We start from the raw sequence: 24,624 nt of genomic DNA, 5'->3' as shown, positions 1-24,624 counted from the left end.
TTTTTCCCATGTTTAGGCAAATTCCGGCTTGCGTTTAGCGCAAAAACAGAATAAAAATACACTTATTACGAATAATCATGCATTGAGGGTTGTGCCGTGGTGAAGGAACGTAGAACCGAACTGGTCGAGGGGTTTCGTCATTCAGTCCCCTATATTAACGCTCATCGGGGCAAGACGTTTGTCATCATGCTTGGCGGCGAAGCCATTGAGCATGAGAACTTTTCAAGCATTGTCAATGACATAGGTCTGCTGCACAGCCTGGGCATCCGCCTGGTGCTGGTCTACGGCGCGCGTCCGCAAATCGACGCCAATCTGGCCGAACATCAGCATCAGCCAACCTATCATAAACACATTCGTGTCACCGATAGCAAAACCCTTGAACTGGTTAAGCAGGCAGCGGGCCAACTGCAGCTGGATATCACCGCGCGTCTGTCGATGAGCCTGAACAATACGCCGCTCCAGGGCGCGCACATCAATGTGGTCAGCGGTAACTTTATCATCGCCCAGCCGCTGGGCGTGGATGACGGTATCGACTACTGTCACAGCGGGCGTATTCGTCGTATTGATGAAGAGGCGATCCACCGCCAGCTCGACAGCGGCGCCATTGTGCTGATGGGGCCGGTAGCCGTCTCCGTCACCGGCGAAAGTTTTAACCTGACTTCGGAAGAAATTGCCACTCAGCTGGCGATTAAGCTGAAGGCCGAGAAGATGATTGGCTTCTGCTCGTCGCAGGGCGTTTACAACGAAGCCGGTGAAATCGTTCCTGAGCTGTTCCCGAACGAAGCGCAGGCGCGCATCGAAGAGCTGGAGCAGGAAGGCGACTACCTCTCCGGTACCGCGCGCTTCCTGCGCGGCGCGGTGAAAGCCTGCCGCAGCGGCGTGCGTCGCAGCCACCTGATCAGCTATCAGGAAGACGGCGCGCTGTTACAGGAATTGTTCTCACGCGACGGTATCGGTACGCAAATTGTGATGGAGAGCGCCGAGCAGATCCGCCGCGCCACCATTAACGATATCGGCGGTATCCTCGACCTGATTGCGCCGCTGGAGCAGCAAGGGATTCTGGTGCGTCGCTCCCGCGAGCAACTGGAGATGGAGATCGACAAGTTCACGATTATTCAACGCGATAACACCACCATCGCCTGTGCCGCACTCTATCCGTTCCCGGAAGAGAAGATTGGCGAAATGGCCTGCGTGGCGGTGCATCCGGACTATCGCAGCTCCTCGCGCGGCGAAGTGCTCCTTGAGCGCATTACCGCGCAGGCGAAGCAAATGGGGCTGAATCATCTGTTCGTGCTGACCACCCGCAGTATTCACTGGTTCCAGGAGCGTGGGTTTAAACCGGTTGATGTCGAGTTGCTGCCGGAGAGTAAGAAGCAGCTTTATAACTATCAGCGTCGTTCGAAGGTGCTGATGGCGGATTTAGTCTAGCTGCGCCGATCGGTCCCCGCGCCCTCTTCCCTTTTGAAGCTGTCTCTTATAATCCTTGGCGACAGTTATCAGAAAGGGGGGAGGTGTATTTGGATTGATCACTCCGTTGCGCTCCTTTTCAGCTCTCGCCACATAAATTGTACGGGCGCAGAGAGCGCGCAAGGGGCGGCCAATCGCCGCTTCGCGGTCCCCTCAGCCTACATCCCTGTGGGCTGCCCCGGCCTTCAGGGAACGCTTCGGCGATTTAGACGCCACCAACACCAGTGCGGTCTTTTAGTTAACAGCAAAAACCAGAGCCACTGAAACCGATGAGTCCCCGCTGGAAATCGGCGAGCCGGAGAATGGAAGACAAGGTCAGGACGCCATGGATGGCGGACTGAGGCGAACCGAGACAGGACGTCGAGTTTCGCCGTGCCGCAGGCTGGAGTTCGTAGGTGAGCGTAGTGCGAAGCACCGATTTCCCCGCGGGGCCGCGGGGATTGTCAAGGGGGGCGCGGCCGCCCCCCTTGGCCCGTTCACCGGTGATAGAACGTCATATTCCACCCTACGTAAAGTGAACGGAATCCCTCTCCTTACTGACAGATATTCGGTCCTATCGCACGAATTTGTGTATAACAGACAGCTTTAAAGGTAAAGGGAGCACATTGTGCCCCCTTAACGCACTATGCCATCTCCGCAAATATCACCGACAATCCGCTGCGCCGTTCTGTACGCGTGGCAATCGCCGCAGCCAGCAGATTTTCATCGGCATACATCGACAGGCGTGACTTCGCGCGAGTAATCGCGGTGTAGACCAGCTCACGGCTCACCACCGGCACCAGCTGCGTCGGCAGTACCAGTGCGGCGTGAGTAAACTCGGAACCCTGCGATTTATGCACCGTCATCGCCCAGGCGGTATCGTGATCCGGCAGACGGCTTGGCTGCACCGATTTAATCGTCCCGTCCGGCATCGGGAACCAGACGCGCATCCCCTGCCCGCGATCTAATGCCACGCCGATATCACCGTTAAACAGCCCCAGCGCGCTGTCGTTACGGCTAATCATCACCGGGCGACCTTCGTACCAGCGCGAATGGCGCTGCGGCTGAATCAGGCGATGACGCGCCAACAGCTGTTCGAACTGCGTATTCAGCCCGCCGACGCCCCACGGCCCTTCCCGCAGCGCGCACAACAGTTGATATTCACCGAACGCCGCCAGCACCTCCGCGGGCTCGGCCTGCTCGCGTAAAAGCTGTAAATAATGACCGTAGCCCATCCGCGCATCGTCGAGCATGGCGGCATAATCATCCGTCGCGCGCAGCGGTTTAAGTTCGATATCGCTAAAGCCGCGGGCGAAGACCTCGCCAACGGCCTTTTTATCGCCCCGGTTTACCGCACCCGCCAGTTGCCCAATCCCCGAGTCGCTGCCAAAACGGTAGCTGGTGCGCAGCAGGCAGAGGCTGTCGCGCAGCGCCCCCGCCGTTTGGCCTTCACCCGCCGGGAGGTCGCCCCCTACCAGGCGGCTTAGCTGCGCCGCGCGTTCAGGCGTATAGCCAGCGTTCACCCAGCTACAGATATCCCCCAGTACCGCGCCCGCCTCAACCGACGCCAGCTGATCGCGGTCGCCGAGGAAGATGATTCGCCCGTGCGGCGGCAGCGCGTCAATCAGCCGCGCCATCATCGGCAGGTCGATCATTGAGGCTTCGTCGACCACCAGCACATCAAGGTGCAGCGGGTTGCCCGCGTGGTAGCGCATTTTCTGGCTGCCGGGTTGCGCGCCCAGTAGGCGGTGCAGCGTGCTGGCCTCGGTCGGCAGCATCGCTTTATGCGCGTCGCTTAGCGTCAGTTTACGCAGCGCCGCGCCCAAAGATTCGGTAAGGCGCGCAGCCGCTTTACCCGTCGGGGCCGCCAGACGAATACGGAGTTTTTCGGCATTCGCCATCTGTACCAGCGCCGCCAGCAGTTTGGCGACGGTGGTGGTTTTCCCGGTGCCAGGGCCGCCGGAGATCACCGAAATACGCCGCGTCAGCGCAACGGCGGCAGCGACTTTCTGCCAGTCGACGTTGTCACTGGTGGGGAACAGCGCGCTCAGTGTCTGCTGGAGCTGCGCCTCGTCTACCGCCAGCGGAACCTGGGTGTCGCTAAAGAAGCGCGCCACCGTCAGCTCGTTATGCCACATGCGGTTGAGGTACAGCCGGTCACGGCTCAGTATCAGCGGCGACGGGCGTTCACCGGCACTCACGGCCTTAGAAGCCAGCAACAGCTCAGCCCAGTCTTCTGGCGCGTCGGCATCGGTGAACAGTTGCTGCCAGAATTCACGCGTGCGCCCTTTCGCCTGCATCGTCGCACTCAGGTGCGACAGAGGCAGGCACACGTGCCCTTCGCCGGTATCGCGGCTGAGCATCGCCGCCGCCAGCATCACCGCCGGGTGCTCGTCGTGCGCGACCATCAGCGCAAACTGTACGTCCAGAGGGCGCAGCAGACGCTGCTCGGCGGCATCCAGCAAACGTTGTTCGAGACTCATGCGTCCATCTCCTCGCCTTCTCCGGCAAACAGTGCATCCATGGCCGCAATGAGCGCGGGGTCTGGCCGGGTAGTGAATATCCCTTGCTGCCCCGCGTCGCGGTCAACGCCGCGCAGGAACAGGTAAATCACGCCGCCGAAGTGGCGTTGATAGTCATAATCGGCAATGCGATGGCGCAGATAGCGGTGTAGCGCCAGGCTATAGAGCTGATACTGCAAGTCGTAGCGGTGCGACTGCATCGCTTCGGCCATCGCCTGTTGGGTGTAGGCCTCGCCGTTCTCTCCCAGCCAGTTGGACTTGTAGTCGAGCAGGTAGTAGCGCCCATCGTGGCGGAAAACGAGGTCGATAAAGCCTTTCAGCATGCCGCGTACCTGGCGGAAATCGAGCGTAGGGCAGCCTGCCGAAAGCGGGTCATAGCGGCGGGTTAAGGCATCCAGCGCCAGCGGGTCGAGCGGCCGGTTGATGGGTAAATAAAACTCCATTTCCACCTGTTTTTGCTGTGCGCTCAACTGATTAAGCGCAATGCCGGTATCCGCCAGCGGCGCGGCTAGCACTTGTGAAATCCACGCCGTCAGCACCGGCTCCCATTCTTCGCCAAAGCCGTTGCTTTGCAGCTTTTCCAGCATCCACTCGGATGACACTGGCTGGGTAAAGTCGAGGTCTTCAAACAGACTGTGCAGGAAAGTCCCCGGCGATGCGCCGCGCGGGAAATTATGCGGCGTCAGCGTCGGTTCCGGCAGCGTATCCTGTGCGCCGGCGGCGTCAATATCCAGACGCGGCAGCAGATCCTGCGCCACGCTGTGGCCGCGTTGTTGCAGGCCGGAATAGCTGGTGACTCGCCAGTCGTCCACGACGCGACGCAGCACCTGACGCGCCGCCAGTTCAGGCATTTGTGCCTGAGTGGCCTGCCAACGCGCGTCGTCGGGCGCTGTCGCCAGCGTCAGCGCAATGTGCTCATCGCACAGCGCACGCAGACAGGCTTCCAGACCCGCGGCGTCGAGTACCTCGCCTTTCTGCATCAACCTTCCCGGCGCGCTGTGATGGAGTTCGGTATCGGTCGGTTTATCGCTGCGCCGCGCGGTGAGCGGCGCCAGCCCCAGGCTACAGTGCCACACGGCGCGGGTTAAGGCGACGTAGAGCAGGCGCAGGTCTTCTGCCAGACGCTCGGCCTCCGCCAACTCCAGGCTTTCATCGCTTTCGTTAAGATCCAGCACCGCCGCGAAGGATTCCCGATCGTGATAGAACGCCTGCTTCTCTTTACGAAAACGGGCGATAAACGGCAGCCAGACCAGCGGATATTCCAGCCCTTTCGACTTGTGAATGGTGACAATCTGCACCAGGTGTTTGTCGCTCTCCAGACGCATTTGCTGGCTGGAAGCGTTGGTGTCCGGCTCGGCGATTTGCTGGTTCAGCCAGCGTACCAGCGCGTGCTCGCTCTCAAGCCCGGTGGCCGCTTCTTGTAGCAGCTCGCTAAGATGCAGAATATCGGTTAAACGCCGTTCGCCGCCGTGAGTGGCGAGCAGGTTTTCCGCGAGGGAGCGCGCATTCATCAGGGCACGAATCATCGGCATCACACCGCGGCGCTGCCAGATAAGCCGATAGTCGCTGAACTCCTCCACCAGCGCATCCCAGGCGTGCTCATCCTGATTCAGCTGCTCAATGTCCCGCGCGTTCAGGCCAAACATCGCCGTCGCCAGCGCGCTGCGCAGGGTATTTTCCCGCTCCGGCGTCAGCACCGCCTGCAACACCCACAGAAGCTCCTGCGCTTCCGGGGTTTCGAATACGCTGTCGCGGTTGGAAAGATACACCGACGGAATGGCCAGCGCATTCAGCGCATCGCGAATCAACGAGGCTTCCTGGCGGTTACGCACCAGTACGGTAATGTCTGAGGCCTGCACCGGACGCGCGCTGTTGCCGCGCCACAGCAGCGCCGTGCCGCGTTGGCCGCCGGTGAGCCAGTCGCGAATCTGCGCCGCGCACTGCTGGGCCATAAAGTTCTGGTAGTCGCCCGCGCTAACGCCCTCACCGGGCATCAGCCAGAGGTTCATTGCCGGTTGATTTTCGCCATCAACCTCAAAACGTAGCGAGGCATTTTTCTCGGCAGATTTGACCGGCAGGAACGGAATGTCGCGGAACATAAAGGGGTTATCAACCTGCCCAAACAGGCGGTTGACGCTTGCCACCATGCCCGGCGCGGAACGCCAGTTGGTATCGAGCGTATAGTGCGCCGCCACATCGCCGCGCGCACGCATGTAGGTAAAGATATCGGCGCCGCGGAAGGCGTAGATCGCCTGCTTCGGGTCGCCAATCAGCAGCAACGCGGTCTCCGGCTGTTGGCGCCAGATGCGGCGGAAAATACGGTACTGCTGCGGGTCGGTATCCTGGAATTCATCGATCATCGCCACCGGAAAACGCTGTCGAATGGCGGCGGCTAACGCCTCGCCGCTTTCGCTCTCCAGCGCTTCATCAAGGCGGCTTAGCATATCGTCAAAGCCCAACTCGCCGCGACGGCGCTTCTCGCGGGCTACCGCCTCACGAATCTCTTTCATCGCCTGGGCAATCACCAGGTCGTTGAGCGTGAGCGGCGAGTCCAGTAGACGCTCAATGGCGCTGAACAGCGGGTGCGTTGGCACTTCTCCGCCCGCTTTGGTGCGTTCAGCCAGGAACGACTGGCTGAATTTTTCCAGCGCATCAGGGAGCTGGTAGTTTTTGCTCTCTTCCTGCGCCCAGGCGCTGATCTTGTCGATCCACTTGCCCTGGTTGCCGCGGTTGAATTTGCGACGATCGATACCCGAGTTTTCCAGCAGCGGTTCAAGATCGCCGACCGCAGCCAGCCACTGCTGTTTGATGTCGCCAATCTGCGCGAGGATCTGCTGATGACGTGATTCCAGCGTCTCGGTCGCACTGAGCGGCATCTTCAGCTGCGGCGCTTCCCCTTGCAGATAACGGTCGATCGATTTCAGCAGATCCTGCGGCCCTTTCCAGGACTCGACGATCACCTGCGCAATTTCGCGGTTCAGCGGGTAGCAGTGGCGGCGCCAGAAGTCGGCGCAGGCCTGATAGCGCAGCTGAGATTCATCTTCAATCAGCTGCTGTTCGAACAGCATCCCCGATTCAAAAGCGTTGAGGCTAAGCATGCGCTGACAGAAACCGTGGATGGTAAAGACCGCGGCATCATCCATCTGCCGTTCGGCCAGCAGCAGAACGTTCGCCGCCTGTTGAGGATCGTCGATTTCCGCCAGCAGGCTGGCATACAGCGGGTTGTCGGTGGCGTTACGCAGACAGGCGACGCGCAGTTCATGAATGTTGCTGCGAATACGCCCACGCAGTTCTTCAGTTGCCGCCTCGGTGAAGGTCACCACCAGCAGCTCTTCGACGTTGACCGGCCGGGGAAAGGCGGCCTCGCCGCCCAGCCCCAGCAGAAGCCGCAGGTAGAGTGCGGCGATGGTGAAGGTTTTTCCGGTGCCCGCTGAGGCTTCAATCAGGCGCTCACCGTAGAGGGGCAAACGCAGGGGATTAAGGGACTCAGCAGTTACGGTCATTCGTTCTCTCGTCTTATCGGTAAGGTTTGCTGCAACGCGCTAATGCTCTCCCATACCTTCCAGCCTTCCGGGTGCGCATAGTCCGTCTTACCATTCTGGCTGCCGGAAACCTGCGACAGCACCGTCATGCCCTGTGGCGCAACAACGGTCTGGTGGAAGAAGTCAGCCAGCTTTTGCGGCGTTAACAGCTTAATCTGGGCCACTACTTTAGCACGTGAATCAAAGGCCATATTACCGCGATCGAAATCTTTGCTCAGCTGTGAGGCTTCATCACCGAGCGTTTGCGGCGCTTGCAGCATGTCGGCGATCACCGCCTGCTGCAGCTGCGCGAACTCTTCCGGCTTCATCGCCCGCAGCTTTTGCTCGGCGGTCGGGAAGAAGGCTTTGAAACGTTGCCACAGGAACGCCGGCTGTTTGTCATTGCTTTGCAGCAGGAAGCCCATGCCCCACTGACGGCCAATGTTCATCGAAAAGGCAAACACGGCGTAGCCAAGCTGTTCTTCAGTACGCAGCTGATTGTAGAACCACGGCTGGACAATCTGCGCCAGCATGGCGCTTGCCGCCGAGCTGGAGAACTCATCCACATTCGGCGGGACAAACACCGCCGCCAGCGCCGAGTCGGTGCTGTTGCCCGCTTTTTCGAAGATGACGTTCTGCTGTTTTTCCACCAGCACATCTTTGTTACGGCACCATTCGTTACCGTTAGCGCCAAGCTGCGACTGGATACCGCGCGCCAGCGTCGTCGACTGCTCGGCGCTCAGGTTGCCAATTACCATAAACTCCGGACGTCCGCCGGTTTTCAGTTGATCGCGGTAGGCCATCACCTCTTTCAGCGTGATCGACGGCAGCAGCGCCTTGCGGTCCTCGCGCTGGAAATAGGGCACCTGCGACACCATCTGCACCGGCATAATCGCCTGTTCGTAGGCTTTGCCTTTATCCGCCGAGTCCATCATCTGCTTGTACCAGGATTTTGCCTGCTCAAGCTGATCTTCGGTCGGCGTATAGCTGAAATAACCTTCTAACAGCGCACCAAACAGCTGCGGCAGACGCTGGGTGTAACCGTTGGCGTTAAGCATCAGGCCGTTGTTGGCGCCGGTCGAGAAGCTGATCCCGCCGACGGCGGCCTGGTTGCTGAGCTGGTCGAGCGCAATGCCCGCCAGATAGTCGTTGAGGGCAAACATCACCTGATTTTTAGCGCTATCCATCGCCTGCGGGTTACGCAGGATCATGGTGATATCGGCCTTCGGTTCAGACGCAAAATAGCGGCTCGGCATATAGACCAGACGCAGATTTGGTTCGTCGATAATCAGCTCCGGATGCGCGTAGCTTTTTTCGTTCTTGATCAGCGTGAAGTCATCGGGGATATACGGGTTCAACTGCGGCAGATTCAGCGTGATGTCGTCGGCCGCTTTCTGCCACTTCGCGAACGTCTCCGCGCTGATTTTATCGACCTGATACGGCGCATCAACAAAGTAAGCCGTCTTGTTATGCGGCTCTTTCGGGCTGATGTACCAGATACGCGCATTCTGCGGCGTCATCATCGCCAGGCGATCTTTTATCGCCTGCGCATCGTAACGATCGGCAATGTTCACCGCATCGAGCGTGTGTTCGACCGGCACGCGAATCATGGTGTCCGCCAGCCATTCGACGTAGTCCATATCGCGGTTAATCGACGGGTAGCGGAAGTCGAGGTCCAGCACGTGGGCCAGTTCATCAAAGTAGCTTTTGTCGACGCCCTTCTGGCGCAGCATGTCGAGGTAGCTAAAGATAGCCGCCACCACCTGATCCCGGTTAGCAAGGCCCTTGTCGGTTAAGGTGGCGGAAATCGCCAGCACGCCGCTGTTGCCGTTTACGACCGGGTCGGAATCGGCGCGAATACCTTCAACCAGCCCCTGCTTTTGCAGCCAGTCGGACAGCGTGCCCGGCGTGCGGTTACCGATAAGGTAGGTGATGAGCTCATCGGTTTTGCTGCGGAACTGGGCCGAGTTGTTATCAATACGGAACTCGACGCGCAGCACTTTACGCGGCAGCGCGGGTACGTAGTGGATAACGATGCCCTTCTGCGCGTCGGTGACCACCGGAACGGTAATGTCCGGGCGCTCGATAGATTTATTCGGCACGCGGCCATAGGTTTGTGCCGCAATCTGCGCCAGCTCCGGCAGCGGTTTGTTACTGTAAATCACCGCCTTCATCAGGTTAGCGGAGTAGTATTTGTCGCGGAAGGCCAGCAGCGATTCATACACCGGGCTATTCGGCTTGTCGCTCAGCGTTTCGAGGTTGCCGCCAGAGAAGCGCGCGCCGGGGTGCGCCGGGTTGATGGTTTCAGCGCTAACCTGCGCCATACGCATACCGTCGCGGGAGCGCGCCATGGTCAGCTCAGCGTTTACCGCGTTACGTTCGCGGTCGGCGTATTTTTTATCCAGCAGCGGTTCAGCAATGGCATCCGCCAGACGGTCAACGGCCCCCTGCAAGGCATCGTTTTCCACTTCAAGGTAGAAGGCGGTGCGATACGGCGCGGTGCTGGCATTGTGGCTGCCGCCGTGCAGCTTGAGGAATTCCGAGAGGCTATCGGGCTGCGGGTAGTGCTTCGAGCCCATCAACGTCATATGTTCAAGGAAATGCGCAAGGCCCGGATGCGAATCAGGATCTTCCAGCGAACCAACCGGTACCACCAGCGCCGACAGTGATTTCACCGCCTGAGGATCGGATACCAACAGCACAACCATCTTGTTATCCAGCGTAATCGCCTGATACTGACGGCTATCTTTTTCGCTTTTACGGATGGTTTCCTGAATCGGTTGCCATCCGGTGTCTGCCTGACCTACGGTCGCCCAAAAGGCGGTGACAAAAACTACAATACTCAACCAGATACTGCGGGGCATTCACGGACCTCACCATTAACAAATACTGCTGAATCTCAATGCTTGTGCGGGCAGCTCCCGGCCAGACAAATGGGTCTGACGGCTGCCACTCATCGGTCCGTGACGCGTTGCGCATAGTAAATGAACAACTCAGATTGCGCAATTTTTATACAGCAACTATGCCTGGTGAAAGCGAAATAGCGGCAGCAGATACGGCGTCGTTTGCTCGATAATCGCCTCATACTGCGCGGGTTCCAGGGTACGCCACAGGCGCTGATACCAGACATCGGCCCCTTCGCCGCTCACCACCATATTGCCTTCATACACCTGCATAAACTTGCTGCGTGCTTTTTGCTGCGTTTCCTCGTCCCTTAAGATGGCATCATTTTGGGCATCGTAACAGGCTTTTATCCACGCACCTCCGCTTTCAGGTAAGAACAGCAGCGGTTGGCACATGCCCTCGCGGTACCCGGCGACCAGTTGTGACAGATACGCTTTCGCTTCATCCGCCGCCAGGGGTGGGAAGCACCACTCGCCCTCTTTGCGCAGCAACAGCCGGCTTTCGCCGCTGCCGCCGCTAGCACAGTAGACAAGGTGTTCCAGCCAAAGTTGCATTCCTTGTGCCACGCTAAGCAAAGATGGCCGCCAGCGCAACAGCCCATTCTCCTGAACCTGCGGTAACCATCCGGTTATGTTAACCCCGTCGCAATCAAGGTCTATTTCGAGACTCTTTCCTTCCCGGCGATATTCAATAACCCTGCTCGCCAGCGCGGCCATCTCCTGACGCTGCGCCTCCCAGGCAATTTCGCCAAACGGCCCGTAGGGCAGTTCTCCCGCCGCACGATAGCGGCGATACATCACATCCGGCGTCTGCTCTTCAATCAGGGTATTGAGCAACTGTTGGTTAAGCTGGTAGCGGGTCAGCCCCTCAAGGGTAAACGGCTCGGTGTCGGGAATATCACTCTCTTCGCTACGGAAATTGACCTGTAAGCGCATCTGGAAGAAGGCACGAACCGGATGACGCCAGAAGCGCTGAAGTTGCTCCAGCGGCAGCGTTGTCAGTTCAACAGGTTCCAGCGGCTGAATAAATTCACCGTGCGCTTCCCCCTGACGGCTGGCGGCCGCCAGCCATTCCTGAGCATAGCTTTGGCGCTCATCGTGCTGGTAATTCTCCGCGTCGAACGGCATGCGGCTATGCAGGTGCATGATGTGACTCTTGACCCGTCGCTCGCTTTCATCGCAGTTCAGCGCCTCATCGCCTTCCAGGCAGTGGCTCTGGCCGATATAGTCCAGCAGTTCCTGCACCAGCACCGATGGGTAGCGCTCGCTGTTATCCTGAATAGAGCGACCGATGTAGCTGATATAAAGCGATTTTTCCGCCGACATCATGGCTTCGAGGAACAGGTAACGGTCATCGTCGCGACGGCTACGATCGCCGCGCAGCGGCTTCTGGCTCATCAGGTCAAAGCCCAGCGGCGCCAGCGCGCGCGGGTAGATACCATCGTTCATGCCCAGCAGGCACACCACTTTGAACGGAATAGAACGCATCGGCATCAGGGTACAAATGTTGATAGGGCCCGCCAGGAAGCGCTGGCTGATACGCTCCTGGTCCAGACGCTGAGCCAGCTCATCGCGCAGCAGCGACAGCGGCACTTCACCGGCGTAATGCGACTGTACACCCTGAGCGATAATCCCCTGCCACTGCTGCTCAATCAGCGTTAGCGCCGCTTCGGTATCCTGATCCGGCAGGAAGAAGTCGTTAAGCATTTCACGACACACCGGTAGCCACTCTTCGAGTGAACGCCCTTGCGTCAGCACCTGTCGCCAGCGGTTAAGCTGCATGAGCAGCGAAGCCAAATGCCCCACCAGCTCGGCGATAAGCCCGCTGGATTCATCATAGGGCAGCACGTCCTGCCACTCGCCCTGGCGGCTTTCCATGGCGTAACCCAGCAGCATGCGCGTCAAACCAAAGCGCCAGGTATGCTGCCCGGTCGCCGGGAGATCGAGTTCGCGCACGTTGTCGTCGTCCATCCCCCAACGCACGCCAGATTCGCTGACCCATTGGCGCAGATGCTGCAAACCGGCTTCATCAATGTTGAAGCGCGCGGCCAGTACCGGGACGTCGAGCAGCGCCAGCACGTCTTCGCTGGTAAAGCGGCTGTCCGGTAGGGAAAGCAGCGTAATAAATGCCTGCATCGCAGGATGCGCCTGACGGGCGCGGCGGTCGGAAATGGCGTAAGGCAGATAGCGCTCGCCGGTGGCGCTGCCAAACACGGCCTGGATAAACGGGCTGTAGCTGTCGATGTCCGCCACCATCACGATGATATCGCGCGGCGTCAGCGTCGGGTCGGCCTCCAGCATCGCCAGCAGACGGTCGTGCAATACTTCCACCTCGCGCTGCGGGCTGTGGCAGACGTGGACGGTCAGGCTGCAGTCATCGTGGGCTAGGGTGCGTTTGTTGCCGCTCCAGGCAAACTCTTCGGCAGTTCGCCCGGCCACTGCGCTGTTTTTCAGCTCCAGCACGTCGTATTGAAGATTGTGCAGCAGGTTATCCGGCTCGATATCGACGAACGCATCCAGCTCCTGATAGCGCTCCAGCCCTGCCAGGAGGTAGATATAGTCGCGCCCCAGTTTGCCCCAGGAGGCCAGCATCGGGTTACCAACGTCCTGTTCGCCGTTATCGTTAAACAGCTCCGGCGCGCTGCTGGCGTCCTGGAACAACGGCAGCTCACGCTGCTCACGATAGTGTCGGCGCTGGCGCGCCATCAGCCGGGCGAGGAACGCCGGATCCTTAATGTCACCCCAGTAATAGCGGCACGGGTTGGTGAACAGCACGTAGATATCCACATGCTTGCCCAGCGCCTGTAGCGCGTGCAGATACACCGGCGGCAGCGCTGAGATTCCGCAGATAAACACCCGCGACGGCAGCCCGTCAGGTTTCTCGCTGCTGTTTTCCAGCGTGTCGATAAAGCGTTGGTAGAGATTGGCGCGGTGCCACTGCGGCTGCCCCAGCGCTGCGGTGTGCTCCACCAGCGCTTTCCATAGCGGAGCCTGCCACTGCTGCGCCTCACCGACGTCATCCACTAACTCTCCGGCTTCCCACTTCGTGAGCCACTGCGGGCGATAGACCAGATACTGGTCGTACAGATCGGCCACGCGTGAGGCCAGCTGGAACAGCTTGCGTTTATCGGCATCGTCAGTCAGATAGTGGCGCAGCGGCGTAAAAGCCTCGTCGTCCAGCATGCCCGGCAGCAGCGTCATCAGCTTCCAGCTCATGCTTTGCTTATTAAAGGCGCTCTCGCCGGGAATCTCGGGCAAAACGCGGGTAAACATGTCCCAGATAAAGCTCGCGGGCAGCGGGAAATCGATGTTAGCGGCGATACCAAATCGCTGGGAGAGCGTCATCTGTAGCCATTGCGCCATCCCGGTACTCTGCACGAGGATCATTTCAGGCTCGAAGGGGTCAGCCAGCCGGTCCTGCTCCACGATAAATTCCATTAACGCTTCCAGCACGTCCAGACGGTTGGAGTGGTAGACCCTTAACATATTCGCTCCTGACTACTGACTGACCGGGCAATGCAGACGCGTTAAACGCCCTTGCCTGCCCATGGGGGTGGTAATAGTAGCATTGATGCTGACACAACGTTGTGACGATGTCTGTACCCGCTGGCTGTTCCAGCCTTCCGGCAGCGGCGCGGCCTGTTGCTGCGTTTGCGCCCATGCATAGCGCCACATCTGACGATACTGATTAAGCTGAGTGTTACCGGCGGCCAACGCGCGGTAGTATCCGCCAAGCGCCGTCACCACCATTACCATTAACAACATGGCCAGCATCACCTCCGGCAGGCTAAAACCGCGTGATTTCAGGGTATCTGGCATAGTAGCGCCTCCTTCAGGGGACAAAAATCACTCCAGCCATGGGCTGAAAACTGAAGGCTACCGGCGGCCCAACGTCCCGATTGCCATAGCGAGAAACCGTCGCTTTGTGCTATCAGCAACAACCTGCCGTCGGTCAATAAGCGCAGGCAAACGCGGGTGTCTGCGGCATAGGTCATACACTGGGTTCCCGCTTCAGTTCCCCATGGTTGGCGCATCCCCCACTGCAACGCCGAATGCGCCTGCGCCGTGCGCCGTATAGCCAGGCTTTCGTCGTTCACCATCGCCAACCGCTGGCGCTGCGCCTGATTCAGCCCCTGTAGCATCAGGCTGCCGAGCACCAGCAGCATCAGCACCATGGCCAGCGACGAAACGCCGCGCTCGGCATTCACTGGTTGTATCCCGTCACGCCGTACTGCGCGGTGACCCTGCCGCCGCGCGTACCGGTTGCCGACAACGTAATAGCAAGCTCGGGCGGAAAACCGCTAAATGCATGGCGCACCACCTGAAAGCTCGTCACCGTGAGCGCTGCGGGATCGGTCATTTTGTCCCACCCTTTTCCTTCGCAGGTGGTCGCGCCACGTAGCGTTTCCAGCACGCCGGACTGTAGCCGGAAGCCGATGCTGTCAGCCTCGTCGGCGGGCGACGTTTGCCAGAGACCATTGCTGTCGCCATCCCAGCGGGCAATCACGCACTGCCCCTGCTGCGCAATCTGCAATGCTTCGCCGCCGCAGTCGTCATCCCCACAGTACCCAGCGCGCTGCAAATGCTTCGCGACCGTGAACACTCGCTGCCAGAGATCGTCTTCCAGCGTTTGCTGCTGCGTCTGCGCCAGTACGCCCCGCTGGAGCGCGGGGAGAAAGCGTGACGCGCCAAGCAGCAATACGCTGCTGATAGCCATGGCGATCAATACTTCCAGCAATGAGAAACCTCGCATCAGCATGTGGCCCCCTCACACAGGCGAATTCGCCCCCAACTGGAGATAACAATCGTCCAGCTCCCCGCCTCGCCCGACACCATCAGGCTCCCCGCCCACGCGGTATTTCGCAGGCCAAAGAAAGTCAGGTTTGGCGTCATTTTGCTGAGTGAAACCTCGGTCCACGGCGGCTTGAAAATAGCCGGGTTTCCGGTAGGGCAGCCTTCCAGTACCGCATCGTCCGCGATGAGGCACCAGCCCTCCGCTTCGTGGTTAACCCGTAGCCGACGGTCTCGGTTATGCCAGTTGGCATCGTTACGCAGATAAAGCAGATAGTCCCGTAGCGCACTGGCGGTTTGCCACAAACGCTGTTCTTGCTGCCAGCTGCGCCAGCCATACAGGCCAGAAGCGCCAAGAATGAGCACCAGCGTCAAGGCGATTAAGGTTTCGATAAGGGTGTAACCCTGTTCTCTGTTCATGGCGGCAGTTTCCTGCGATGGGCAACAAAGCGCGAGCGCGGATTACGCGTTTTACGTGGGGCTTCGGAAAAAGGTGAACGAGTTGCAGCGGGTTACAAATATACGGGAAGCAGCATTCAGAAAATAAAAAACGGCGCTGAGAGCAGCGCCGTTTTTCGGTCAGGAAGATTAAATCGCCACCGGCGCTTTGATACCCGGATGCGGGTCGTAGCCTTCGATTTCGAAGTCTTCAAAGTGGTAGTCGAAAATAGAATCAGGTTTGCGTTTAATCACCAGCTTCGGCAGCGCGCGTGGTTCGCGCGTCAGCTGCAGCGCGGTCTGTTCCATGTGGTTGCTGTAAAGGTGGGTATCCCCGCCAGTCCAGACGAAGTCGCCCACTTCCAGGTCGCACTGCTGCGCCATCATATGCACCAGCAGCGCATAGCTGGCGATGTTGAACGGCAGGCCGAGGAACACATCGCAAGAGCGCTGGTAGAGCTGACAGGAGAGTTTGCCGTCTGCCACGTAGAACTGGAAGAAGGCGTGACACGGCGCCAGCGCCATCTTATCCAGCTCGCCGACGTTCCACGCCGAAACGATGATACGGCGCGAGTCCGGGTCGTTTTTCAGCTGGTTCATGACGGTGGTGATCTGGTCGATATGACGGCCATCCGGCGTCGGCCAGGCGCGCCACTGTTTGCCGTAGACCGGGCCAAGGTTGCCGTTCTCATCGGCCCACTCATCCCAGATGCTGACGTTATTTTCATGCAGGTAGGCAACATTGGTGTCGCCCTGCAGGAACCACAGCAGTTCGTGGATGATAGAGCGCAGATGGCAGCGCTTGGTGGTCACCAGCGGGAAACCTTCTTGCAGGTTAAAGCGCATCTGGTGGCCAAAAATAGAGAGCGTACCGGTGCCGGTGCGGTCATTTTTCTGGGTGCCCTCATCGAGCACCTTCTGCATCAGTTCGAGATACTGTTTCATGCTTCCTCAGGAGATCTGTTTCTGCGGACGGCGAAACGCCCAGACCATCATAATGATACCCGCAAGCACCATCGGAATCGAAAGAATCTGCCCCATGCTGATGTACTGTACCCATTCACCGGTGAACTGCGCGTCCGGCTGGCGGAAGAATTCAGAGATGATGCGGAACAGACCGTAGCCAATCAGGAACAGGCCGGAAACTGACCCTGCCGGACGCGGCTTACGGATAAACCAGTTCAGGATCAGGAACAGGACAACCCCTTCCAGCGCCAGTTCATACAGCTGCGACGCGTGGCGCGGCAGGGAACCGTAAGTATCAAACAGCGTTTGCCATTCCGGGTGCGACGGCAACAGCGCCAGGTCTTCCGCACGGGAGCCCGGGAACAGCATAGTGTAGTGGAAGCTCGGATCAACGCGGCCCCACAGTTCGCCGTTGATAAAGTTACCCAGACGACCACACCCCAGGCCGAACGGAATCAGCGGCGCAATGAAATCAGACACCTGGAAGAAGGTCCGCTTGGTGCGTTTGGCGAAGATAATCATCACCACGATCACGCCGATCAGGCCGCCGTGGAAGGACATCCCACCGTCCCAGACGCGGAACAGATACAGCGGATCCTGCAGGAAAGAGTCGAAGTTGTAGAACATCACGTAGCCGATGCGCCCACCGAGGAAGACCCCGAGGAAGCCTGCATACAGCAGGTTTTCAACTTCGTTTTTCGTCCAGCCGCTGTTCGGGCGGTTCGCGCGACGCGTCGCCAGCCACATGGCAAAGATAAAGCCCACCAGGTACATCATGCCGTACCAATGCAGGGAGACCGGTCCGATGGAGAAAATTACCGGATCAAAGTCCGGGAAACGCAGATAACCACTATTCATCTGTCACCACAAATGCTTGTTATTCCGCCGAAAGTGGACAGCGGTAGAGATGCGCGCCGTAGGCTTCAGGCGCTCCAAAGGTGCGAATGATAGCATAAGGGGGCTGAGAGGTGATGCGGGGAAGATGTAAAAGATATGTATAAGCGAAGGTCGCCGGAGACTCCCGGCGACACTGACATCCGGCAATGGGCATCGGGTTGCCTGATGACGCTGCGCTTATTCGGCCTACAGGCCGCCGCGAATCAGGCCACCGAGACCACGACGTTCCATAAAGGCCGCAACCTGATGGCGCACTTCGGTGGCCATCTGCGCCTCAAGGCTGCGCTGGGCGAGCGTTTGCGCGTCTTCAAGATCGATATTACGCAGCAGATACTTCACGCGCGGTACCGAACGACCGTTCATCGACAGATGTCGGAATCCCAGGCCAATCAGGATGGTGACGCACATCGGGTCGCCCGCCATTTCGCCACACAGACGTAAATCGATGCCATAGCGTTCCGCTTCCTGCACAATCATCAACAGCACGCGAATCATCCCCGGATGCAGGCTATCGTAGATGCTGGCAACGCGGGTATTGTTACGATCCACCGCCAGCACATATTGCGTGAGATCGTTGGTGCCCACGGAAATGAAGTCGATGCGGTTCGCCAGATGCGGCAGCATAAAGACCATCGACGGCACTTCCAGCATAATGCCAATGCGCGGTTTCGGAATGGCGTAGCCGATCATCTCTTCCACTTCGCGACCGGCGCGGTCGATGAGACGGCGCGCTTCGTCAACCTCTTCCAGACTGGTGACCATTGGCAGCAAAATGCTCAGATTGCCGGTCGCCGCGTTGGCGCGCAGCATCGCGCGCACCTGTATAAGGAAGATCTCCGGCTGATCGAGCGTGATGCGGATCCCGCGCCAGCCCAGGCAGGGGTTCTCTTCACTGATCGGCATATACGGCAGCTGTTTGTCTGCCCCGACGTCCAGCGTACGTAGAGTCACCGGCTTGTCGTTGAACATCTGTAGCATGCCCTGATACTGCGCCACCTGCTCCTCTTCGGAAGGGAAACCGCTTTGCAGCATAAACGGAATTTCAGTGCGATACAGGCCAATGCCGTCGATGCGCCGCCCCAGCTTCTGCTCATGCTCCGGACTAAGACCGGCATTGAGCATCACCTTCACGCGCTCGCCGCTTTTCAGCTCTGCCGGGCGCTCAACGTCTCCTTCCGCCAGGCGGCTGAGTTCGTTTTCTTCGCTGATAAGCCGTTGGTATTCTTGTAGCAGGATCGGTTCAGGATCCACCAGCAGCTCGCCGCGGTAGCCATCCACCACCAGCGTACGCCCATGGAGGATCGACGGCTGAATATCGGCGCCCATCACCGTAGGGATCCCCAACGCGCGTACCATGATCGCGGCATGAGAGTTGGCGGCACCGTCGCGTACCACCACGCCGGCTAAACGATCCTGCGGCACTTCCGCGAGCGTAGCGGCGGAGAGTTCATCCGCCACCAGCACAAAGCGCGGCGGCCAGGCATTGGCGCCTTGGGTGGTGTCATCAAGGTGGAACAGCAGACGCTGCCCCAGCGCGCGCAGGTCGCCCGCGCGTTCTTTCAGGTAGCCGTCGCTGAGCGCGGCAAACTGTTCGGCGAACTTCTCAATAACCGTTTTTACCGCCCATTCGGCCACCGAGCCATTATCCACCGCAGCAAACAGCGCGCGGCGCAGGCTGGCGTCAGAGAGCAGGTGCGAATAGAGGTCAAAAATCGCCGCCGTCTCTTTTTGCGCTCCAGCGGCATAGCGTTTGCTGTAACGACGAAATTCGTTCGCCGCCTCTTCCAGCGCGCCGGTTAAACGCTCGCGCTCCAGTTGCGTATCCAGCGATGACGCTTCATACACCTGCTCCATCAGCGGCAGGGTGGCGTCCATCCAGCCTTCGGCGATCGCCACGCCTGGCGAAGCCGGCAGCGCGCGGATACGCGTCTGACGATACTGCCCGAACAGCGCCGTCAACTGAGACTGCGAGAGGATAGCCGCCATCTGAGTGGCAAGCGTGACCAGGAATGACTCTTCGCTTTCGTCGTACTGCCTCAGCTCGCGCTGCTGCACCACCAGCACGCCCAGCAGCTGGCGGCGCTGAATGATCGGCACGCCCAGAAACGCGCGGAAGCGCTCTTCTTTCACTGAGGGAATGTATTTATAGCTGGGGTGTTTTTGCGCGTCGGCGAGGTTAATCGGTTCGGCCAGGCGGCCGACCAGCCCGACGATCCCTTCATCGAAGGCGAGCGTAATGGTACGACCGCGCGGTTTTTTCAGGCCGCGGGTCGCCATTAAATAGAAGCAGCGTCGATCGTTGTCGGCGAGATAGACGGAACAAACCTCGGTCTCCATAGCCAGGCAGACATCGGTGACCAGAATATCCAGCGCCTCGTTCAGACGAGGCGCACTCGCGACCTTCTCAACAATTTCGCGTAAGCGAGTGAGCATAATATGCGTGGCTTAACCTCTTTTACGTCGATAAGCAGGCGCGCTTTGCGGTTTTGGCGCGCTCTCCGCAAGCGCCATCACTACGCTGGCGAACTCTTTCATCACCCGGCGGTAGACGTCACGTTTAAACGACACGACCTGACGCACCGGATACCAGTAACTCACCCAGCGCCAGCCGTCGAACTCCGGCGTGCTGCTGGTTTGCATATTGATATCCGCGTCATTGCCGATCAACTGCAAGAGAAACCATTTTTGTTTCTGGCCGATACAAACCGGCTTTGTGTCCCAACGCACCAAACGTTTAGGCAATTTGTAACGCAACCAGTTTCGGGTCGAAGCGAGGATCCGTACATCCTTACGGCTTAATCCAACTTCTTCGAACAGTTCCCGATACATCGCCTGTTCTGCTGTCTCACCGGGGTTTATACCCCCTTGCGGGAATTGCCAGGAGTGCTGACCGTAGCGTCGGGCCCACATAACCTGGCCCTGACGATTGCAAATTACAATACCAACATTTGGGCGGTAGCCATCGTCATCAATCACCGGACTACCTCAAAATAAGCTTCAATGTGAATGATTGTTTCACACTCGCTGGAAACGGTAAACCACTCTATTACAGCACGACCATCGAATAACATTTGAATAACTCACAGTAATCATCAGAGTTATAAACAGAGAGCCGCGTTCATCCGCGATTTTATTCACTTTTTCTGTGGATAGAGTTGTGAAGAAGTACGGAATTACCCAGGGAAAACCCAGACTACTCTGAATAATCGCATGCAAGCCGTTCACAGTAAAATGATATTTTTCATTAAGTTATTATAGTTAATCCTCTTGCATTAGCGCATAACGTGATGATCATCACATAGGGGATCCTCCAACTGATGAAAGATCGAGCAACGCCGATTTTATCCACAGATTGTGCCAACATCTTAGACATCTTTTGTGCGAAAATTCGATTTTCGTCGCACGTCAAGGCTGTAAATTGAAACAGTAGTGGGGCTTTTCCCCAGTTATCCCATTTTTCTGTGGATAACATGGTGTAAGATCCTGTTCATTGTCAGTGACCAGATTTGGAAAACCTTTTTTCGCGGCCTTTTTACGCTGAAAAATAGCTTAAAAAATCCATTATAATCATCACGTTGATATATTTACTCAGAAAAAGTTAAACTCTATCCACACCCGGCAAAACAGTCGTACATTTTTTCACCAGAAGGCGCTTTATCATGTCAATGCTCGCCCCGCTTCCCGAATCGCCCAAAACCCAGGCCGAGCTGCTCGCGCAAGCGCAGCGTCTGGCGGGCTATTCGCTGGGCGAACTGGCGGCGATGGCCGGAATCGTCCCGCCCAAAGATTTGAAGCGTGATAAAGGCTGGATTGGCGTGCTGCTGGAAATCTGGCTCGGCGCCAGCGCCGGCAGTAAGCCAGAGCAGGATTTCGCCGCGCTGGGGGTCGAGCTGAAAACGATTCCCATTGACCGCCAGGGACGCCCGCTGGAGACCACGTTCGTCTGCGTCGCCCCGCTGACCGGCAATTCCGGCGTCACCTGGGAAAACAGCCACGTTCGCCATAAGCTCAAGCGGGTATTGTGGATTCCGGTAGAGGGCGAAAGAACGATCCCGCTCGCCGAGCGCCGCGTCGGCGCGCCGCTGCTGTGGACGCCGAGCCCGGAAGAAGAGCATCAGCTGCAAATGGACTGGGAAGAGTTAATGGATCTGATTGTTCTGGGACAGGTCGAGCGCATTACCGCCCGACACGGCGAAGTGCTGCAGCTCCGCCCAAAGGCCGCCAACAGCAAAGCGCTCACCGAAGCCATCGGCGCGCACGGTGAACCGATTATGACGCTGCCGCGCGGTTTCTATCTCAAAAAGAACTTCACCGCCGCCTTGCTGGCGCGCCACTTTATGCTGCAAACGCATTAATTTTTTTGCCCTGCCGCCCACCGGGATTATACTCCTCGTGCTGCTGGCGGCAGGATTGCCCTACAGCACCCACAAAGTACATCTATTGACGCTTTCGCTTTTTTTGGCAGGACTTATCTAATGTTATTTGCATGGATCACCGACCCCAACGCCTGGCTTGCGCTCGGTACGCTGACGCTGCTGGAGATCGTTCTGGGGATCGATAATATTATTTTTCTCTCTCTGGTCGTCGCTAAGCTTCCTACCGCGCAACGCGCCCATGCCCGTCGTTTAGGGCTGATGGGGGCGATGGTGATGCGTCTGGGGCTGCTGGCTTCTATCGCCTGGGTGGTGAAGCTCACCAACCCGCTGTTCACCGTGTTCGATCAGGCCATCTCGCTGCGCGATATTATCCTGCTGCTGGGCGGGCTGTTCCTTATCTGGAAGGCCAGTAAGGAAATTCACGAGTCGATCGAAGGCGATGAGGAAGGGCTGAAAACCAACGTGCATTCGTTCCTCGGCGCGATTGTGCAGATCATGCTGCTGGATATTATCTTCAGCCTCGACTCGGTCATTACTGCCGTTGGTCTCTCTGACCATCTGTTTATCATGATGGCGGCGGTGGTGATTGCGGTGGGCGTGATGATGTTTGCCGCACGTTCAATCGGCGAATTTGTCGATCGCCATCCATCGGTGAAAATGCTGGCGCTGTCATTCCTGATTCTGGTCGGCTTTACGCTGATCCTCGAGAGCTTTGACGTCCACGTGCCGAAAGGCTACATCTACTTCGCCATGTTCTTCTCTATCGCAGTAGAAAGCCTCAATCTGCTGAGAAACAAAAAAAATCCGCTCTAATCTGTCGTTTTTGGCCCTCTTTTGAGGGCCATGTCTGATTTTTTTCAGATTTTACTGCTTTATGCTAACGCAAGAGTCGGTTATTACTAGACTATTAAGAGTGCGGCGATAAAGGGGATGACGATGACAAAATGGGCAGTATTGATTTCCGCAGTAGGTTTAGCCTTTGCAGTTTCCGGCTGTAGCAGCGATTACGTCATGGCGACCAAAGATGGCCGAATGATTCTTACCGACGGAAAACCAGAAGTCGACGACGACACCGGGCTTATCAGCTACGAAGATCAGCAGGGCAACAGAATGCAGATCAATCGCGACGACGTCTCACAGATTATTAAACGATAAAGACAGAGAGGTCAGCCGCTTGCTGGCCTTTTTTCATTTTCTGCTTTCCCTTTTTCTTCCCCTCTGCCATTTTTATATTCCTTTGTCGGGACTCTTTCCCGACGCTGTTGATAAAAGGAAGCCGGCTTATGCAGTACCACCGTATCCCCCACAGCTCTCTTGAGATAAGCACCCTCGGGCTTGGCACAATGACGTTTGGTGAACAGAACAGCGAAGCCGACGCCCATGCACAGCTTGATTACGCCGTGAGTCAGGGTATCAACCTGATCGACGTCGCGGAGATGTATCCTGTGCCGCCGCGCCCGGAAACCCAGGGTCTGACTGAAACCTACGTTGGCAACTGGCTGACGAAACGCGGCAACCGTGAAAAACTGGTGATTGCCTCTAAGGTTAGCGGCCCGTCACGCAATAACGACAGCGGCATCCGCCCCAATCAGGCGCTGGACCGCAAGAACATTCGCGACGCGCTGCACAACAGTCTGACGCGTCTGCAAACCGACTATCTCGACCTCTACCAGGTGCACTGGCCTCAGCGCCCAACCAACTGCTTCGGCAAGCTGGGCTACACCTGGGCTGATTCCGCACCGGTCGTATCCCTGCTGGAAACGCTGGAAGCGCTCACCGAGTATCAGCGCGCCGGGAAAATTCGCTATATCGGCGTCTCGAACGAAACCGCGTTTGGCGTAATGCGTTACCTGCATCTGGCCGATAAACACGATCTGCCGCGTATTGTGACCATTCAGAACCCGTATAGCCTGGTCAACCGCAGCTACGAAGTCGCGCTCTCAGAAGTGAGCCAGTTTGAAGGCGTTGAGCTGCTGGCCTATTCCTGCCTGGCGTTCGGCACCCTGACAGGTAAATACCTGAACGGTGCCAAACCGGCTGGCGCGCGCAATACGCTGTTTAGCCGCTTTACCCGCTACAGCGGTGAGCAGACGCAAAAAGCGGTCGCCGCCTACGTGGAGATTGCCAAACGCCATAACCTCGACCCGGCGCAGATGGCGCTGGCGTTCGTCCGCCGTCAGCCGTTCGTCGCCAGCACGCTGCTGGGCGCGACGACGATGGAGCAGTTGAAAACTAACGTGGAAAGTCTGCACCTGGAATTGAGTGAAGAGGTATTAGCCGAAATTGAAGCGGTGCATCAGGTATATACTTACCCGGCACCTTAAGATTGTGCTCTTCCGGGGTCGCTTGCGACCCCGGGAAAATCAGCGCCGCTTACCCCACAGCCACAGCACGATAATCGCCAGCGCAAACAACACACCGAAGCCTACGCCCACGCCGACAACCGGAATATTCACCGCCACCGCCAGCGAGTACAGCCCCAGCATCAACAGCATCGCGCTATTTTCACCGAGATTTTGCACTGCAATCGCATTGCCCGACCCAACGGTATGCTTGCCGCGATCCTGCAACAGCGCGTTCAGCGGCACGATAAAGAAGCCACCGCAGATGCCGATGATAAACAGCAGCACATAAGCCGGTAAAATCGCGTGCTGAAGGGCGAAAATCGCCACCACCACGCCAATCAACACCCCGGCAGGCATACAGCGCGCCACCGTTTCCAGCGTGACCAGCCTGGCGGCCGCCCCGGCCCCCACCACAATCC

Annotated in this window: 18 protein-coding genes and 1 pseudogene; 6 read left to right on the top strand and 13 right to left on the bottom strand. The window is 58.0% G+C overall.

Features of this window, described 5'->3' with window-relative positions:
• Positions 1–96: 96 nt before the first annotated feature.
• Positions 97–1,428: an amino-acid N-acetyltransferase gene (argA, locus tag NNN71_RS05865; RefSeq protein WP_064543002.1), complete on the top strand. Its 1,332-nt coding sequence runs from the start codon at positions 97–99 to the stop codon at positions 1,426–1,428.
• A gap of 662 nt (positions 1,429–2,090) precedes the next feature.
• On the opposite strand, the gene recD is transcribed toward argA, so the two are convergent.
• From recD to rppH, 12 genes are all read right to left on the bottom strand, one after another.
• Complete coding sequence (gene recD / locus NNN71_RS05860) at positions 2,091–3,929, bottom strand: exodeoxyribonuclease V subunit alpha (RefSeq protein ID WP_271458066.1); 1,839 nt, start codon at positions 3,927–3,929, stop codon at positions 2,091–2,093.
• Entirely contained in the window at positions 3,926–7,471 is a 3,546-nt protein-coding gene (recB, locus tag NNN71_RS05855) for an exodeoxyribonuclease V subunit beta (RefSeq protein ID WP_271458065.1), read from the bottom strand. Before recB ends, recD begins: the two co-directional genes overlap by 4 nt.
• Positions 7,468–10,353 carry a pitrilysin gene (gene ptrA / locus NNN71_RS05850; RefSeq protein WP_271458064.1) on the bottom strand — a complete coding sequence of 962 codons (2,886 nt, stop codon included), beginning with the start codon at positions 10,351–10,353 and terminating at the stop codon, positions 7,468–7,470. The genes recB and ptrA overlap by 4 nt, the downstream gene beginning before the upstream one ends.
• A 156-nt stretch (positions 10,354–10,509) precedes the next feature.
• Positions 10,510–13,878, bottom strand: coding sequence for an exodeoxyribonuclease V subunit gamma (gene recC, locus NNN71_RS05845; RefSeq protein WP_271458063.1), 3,369 nt, complete (start codon positions 13,876–13,878; stop codon positions 10,510–10,512).
• 12 nt (positions 13,879–13,890) lie between these two features.
• Complete coding sequence (locus tag NNN71_RS05840; protein WP_271458062.1) at positions 13,891–14,211, bottom strand: prepilin-type N-terminal cleavage/methylation domain-containing protein; 321 nt, start codon at positions 14,209–14,211, stop codon at positions 13,891–13,893.
• A complete protein-coding gene (locus NNN71_RS05835) occupies positions 14,196–14,600 on the bottom strand; it encodes a DUF2509 family protein (protein WP_271458061.1) in 405 nt (134 codons plus the stop codon). The genes NNN71_RS05840 and NNN71_RS05835 overlap by 16 nt, the downstream gene beginning before the upstream one ends.
• The gene (locus NNN71_RS05830) at positions 14,597–15,151 is read right to left on the bottom strand and encodes a prepilin peptidase-dependent protein (RefSeq protein ID WP_271458060.1); all 555 of its coding nucleotides are present in this window, start codon (positions 15,149–15,151) and stop codon (positions 14,597–14,599) included. Before NNN71_RS05830 ends, NNN71_RS05835 begins: the two co-directional genes overlap by 4 nt.
• Entirely contained in the window at positions 15,145–15,603 is a 459-nt protein-coding gene (locus tag NNN71_RS05825) for a prepilin peptidase-dependent protein (RefSeq protein WP_271458059.1), read from the bottom strand. The genes NNN71_RS05830 and NNN71_RS05825 overlap by 7 nt, the downstream gene beginning before the upstream one ends.
• A 168-nt stretch (positions 15,604–15,771) precedes the next feature.
• Complete coding sequence (gene thyA, locus NNN71_RS05820) at positions 15,772–16,566, bottom strand: thymidylate synthase (RefSeq protein ID WP_271458058.1); 795 nt, start codon at positions 16,564–16,566, stop codon at positions 15,772–15,774.
• 6 nt (positions 16,567–16,572) lie between these two features.
• Positions 16,573–17,445, bottom strand: a complete 873-nt coding sequence (gene lgt / locus NNN71_RS05815; RefSeq protein ID WP_064542984.1) for a prolipoprotein diacylglyceryl transferase — start codon at positions 17,443–17,445, stop codon at positions 16,573–16,575.
• Positions 17,446–17,670: 225 nt separating this feature from the next.
• Positions 17,671–19,917, bottom strand: a complete 2,247-nt coding sequence (ptsP, locus tag NNN71_RS05810) for a phosphoenolpyruvate--protein phosphotransferase (protein ID WP_271458057.1) — start codon at positions 19,915–19,917, stop codon at positions 17,671–17,673.
• A gap of 12 nt (positions 19,918–19,929) precedes the next feature.
• Positions 19,930–20,460, bottom strand: coding sequence for an RNA pyrophosphohydrolase (gene rppH, locus NNN71_RS05805; protein ID WP_035893962.1), 531 nt, complete (start codon positions 20,458–20,460; stop codon positions 19,930–19,932).
• 441 nt (positions 20,461–20,901) lie between these two features.
• Between rppH and NNN71_RS25240 the strand changes: the two genes are divergently transcribed.
• The 5 genes from NNN71_RS25240 (at position 20,902) to NNN71_RS05780 (ending at position 24,184) form a co-directional block, all read left to right on the top strand.
• Positions 20,902–21,051, top strand: a complete 150-nt coding sequence (locus NNN71_RS25240) for a hypothetical protein (protein WP_411908121.1) — start codon at positions 20,902–20,904, stop codon at positions 21,049–21,051.
• Positions 21,052–21,143: 92 nt separating this feature from the next.
• Positions 21,144–21,839 carry a DNA mismatch repair endonuclease MutH gene (gene mutH, locus NNN71_RS05795; protein ID WP_167575093.1) on the top strand — a complete coding sequence of 232 codons (696 nt, stop codon included), beginning with the start codon at positions 21,144–21,146 and terminating at the stop codon, positions 21,837–21,839.
• 120 nt (positions 21,840–21,959) lie between these two features.
• Complete coding sequence (locus tag NNN71_RS05790) at positions 21,960–22,673, top strand: TerC family protein (RefSeq protein WP_065358153.1); 714 nt, start codon at positions 21,960–21,962, stop codon at positions 22,671–22,673.
• Positions 22,674–22,796: 123 nt separating this feature from the next.
• Entirely contained in the window at positions 22,797–23,015 is a 219-nt protein-coding gene (locus NNN71_RS05785) for a YgdI/YgdR family lipoprotein (protein ID WP_097162008.1), read from the top strand.
• A 128-nt stretch (positions 23,016–23,143) separates the two neighbouring features.
• The gene (locus NNN71_RS05780) at positions 23,144–24,184 is read left to right on the top strand and encodes an NADP(H)-dependent aldo-keto reductase (RefSeq protein WP_163446352.1); all 1,041 of its coding nucleotides are present in this window, start codon (positions 23,144–23,146) and stop codon (positions 24,182–24,184) included.
• 39 nt (positions 24,185–24,223) lie between these two features.
• On the opposite strand, the pseudogene NNN71_RS05775 reads toward NNN71_RS05780, so the two are convergent.
• Positions 24,224–24,624 (bottom strand): annotated as a pseudogene (locus tag NNN71_RS05775) (lysophospholipid transporter LplT); the annotation flags it as partial.

It is taken from the genome of Kluyvera sp. Awk 3 (assembly GCF_028069715.1).
GTDB lineage: Bacteria > Pseudomonadota > Gammaproteobacteria > Enterobacterales > Enterobacteriaceae > Kluyvera > Kluyvera georgiana_A.
The sequence above is the reverse complement of the archived record's forward strand: the minus strand, read 5'-3'. Positions and strand labels throughout refer to the sequence as shown.

Coding starts and splice junctions, on each gene's coding strand:
- NNN71_RS05825 (WP_271458059.1), bottom strand. CDS start 15,603: ATGAACAGAGAACAGGGTTACACCCTTATCGAAACCTTAATCGCCTTG.
- recC (WP_271458063.1), bottom strand. CDS start 13,878: ATGTTAAGGGTCTACCACTCCAACCGTCTGGACGTGCTGGAAGCGTTA.
- recB (WP_271458065.1), bottom strand. CDS start 7,471: ATGACCGTAACTGCTGAGTCCCTTAATCCCCTGCGTTTGCCCCTCTAC.
- NNN71_RS05840 (WP_271458062.1), bottom strand. CDS start 14,211: ATGCCAGATACCCTGAAATCACGCGGTTTTAGCCTGCCGGAGGTGATG.
- NNN71_RS05780 (WP_163446352.1), top strand. CDS start 23,144: ATGCAGTACCACCGTATCCCCCACAGCTCTCTTGAGATAAGCACCCTC.
- recD (WP_271458066.1), bottom strand. CDS start 3,929: ATGAGTCTCGAACAACGTTTGCTGGATGCCGCCGAGCAGCGTCTGCTG.
- lgt (WP_064542984.1), bottom strand. CDS start 17,445: ATGAATAGTGGTTATCTGCGTTTCCCGGACTTTGATCCGGTAATTTTC.
- ptrA (WP_271458064.1), bottom strand. CDS start 10,353: ATGCCCCGCAGTATCTGGTTGAGTATTGTAGTTTTTGTCACCGCCTTT.
- ptsP (WP_271458057.1), bottom strand. CDS start 19,917: ATGCTCACTCGCTTACGCGAAATTGTTGAGAAGGTCGCGAGTGCGCCT.
- NNN71_RS05790 (WP_065358153.1), top strand. CDS start 21,960: ATGTTATTTGCATGGATCACCGACCCCAACGCCTGGCTTGCGCTCGGT.
- NNN71_RS05830 (WP_271458060.1), bottom strand. CDS start 15,151: ATGCTGATGCGAGGTTTCTCATTGCTGGAAGTATTGATCGCCATGGCT.
- NNN71_RS05785 (WP_097162008.1), top strand. CDS start 22,797: ATGACAAAATGGGCAGTATTGATTTCCGCAGTAGGTTTAGCCTTTGCA.
- mutH (WP_167575093.1), top strand. CDS start 21,144: ATGTCAATGCTCGCCCCGCTTCCCGAATCGCCCAAAACCCAGGCCGAG.
- thyA (WP_271458058.1), bottom strand. CDS start 16,566: ATGAAACAGTATCTCGAACTGATGCAGAAGGTGCTCGATGAGGGCACC.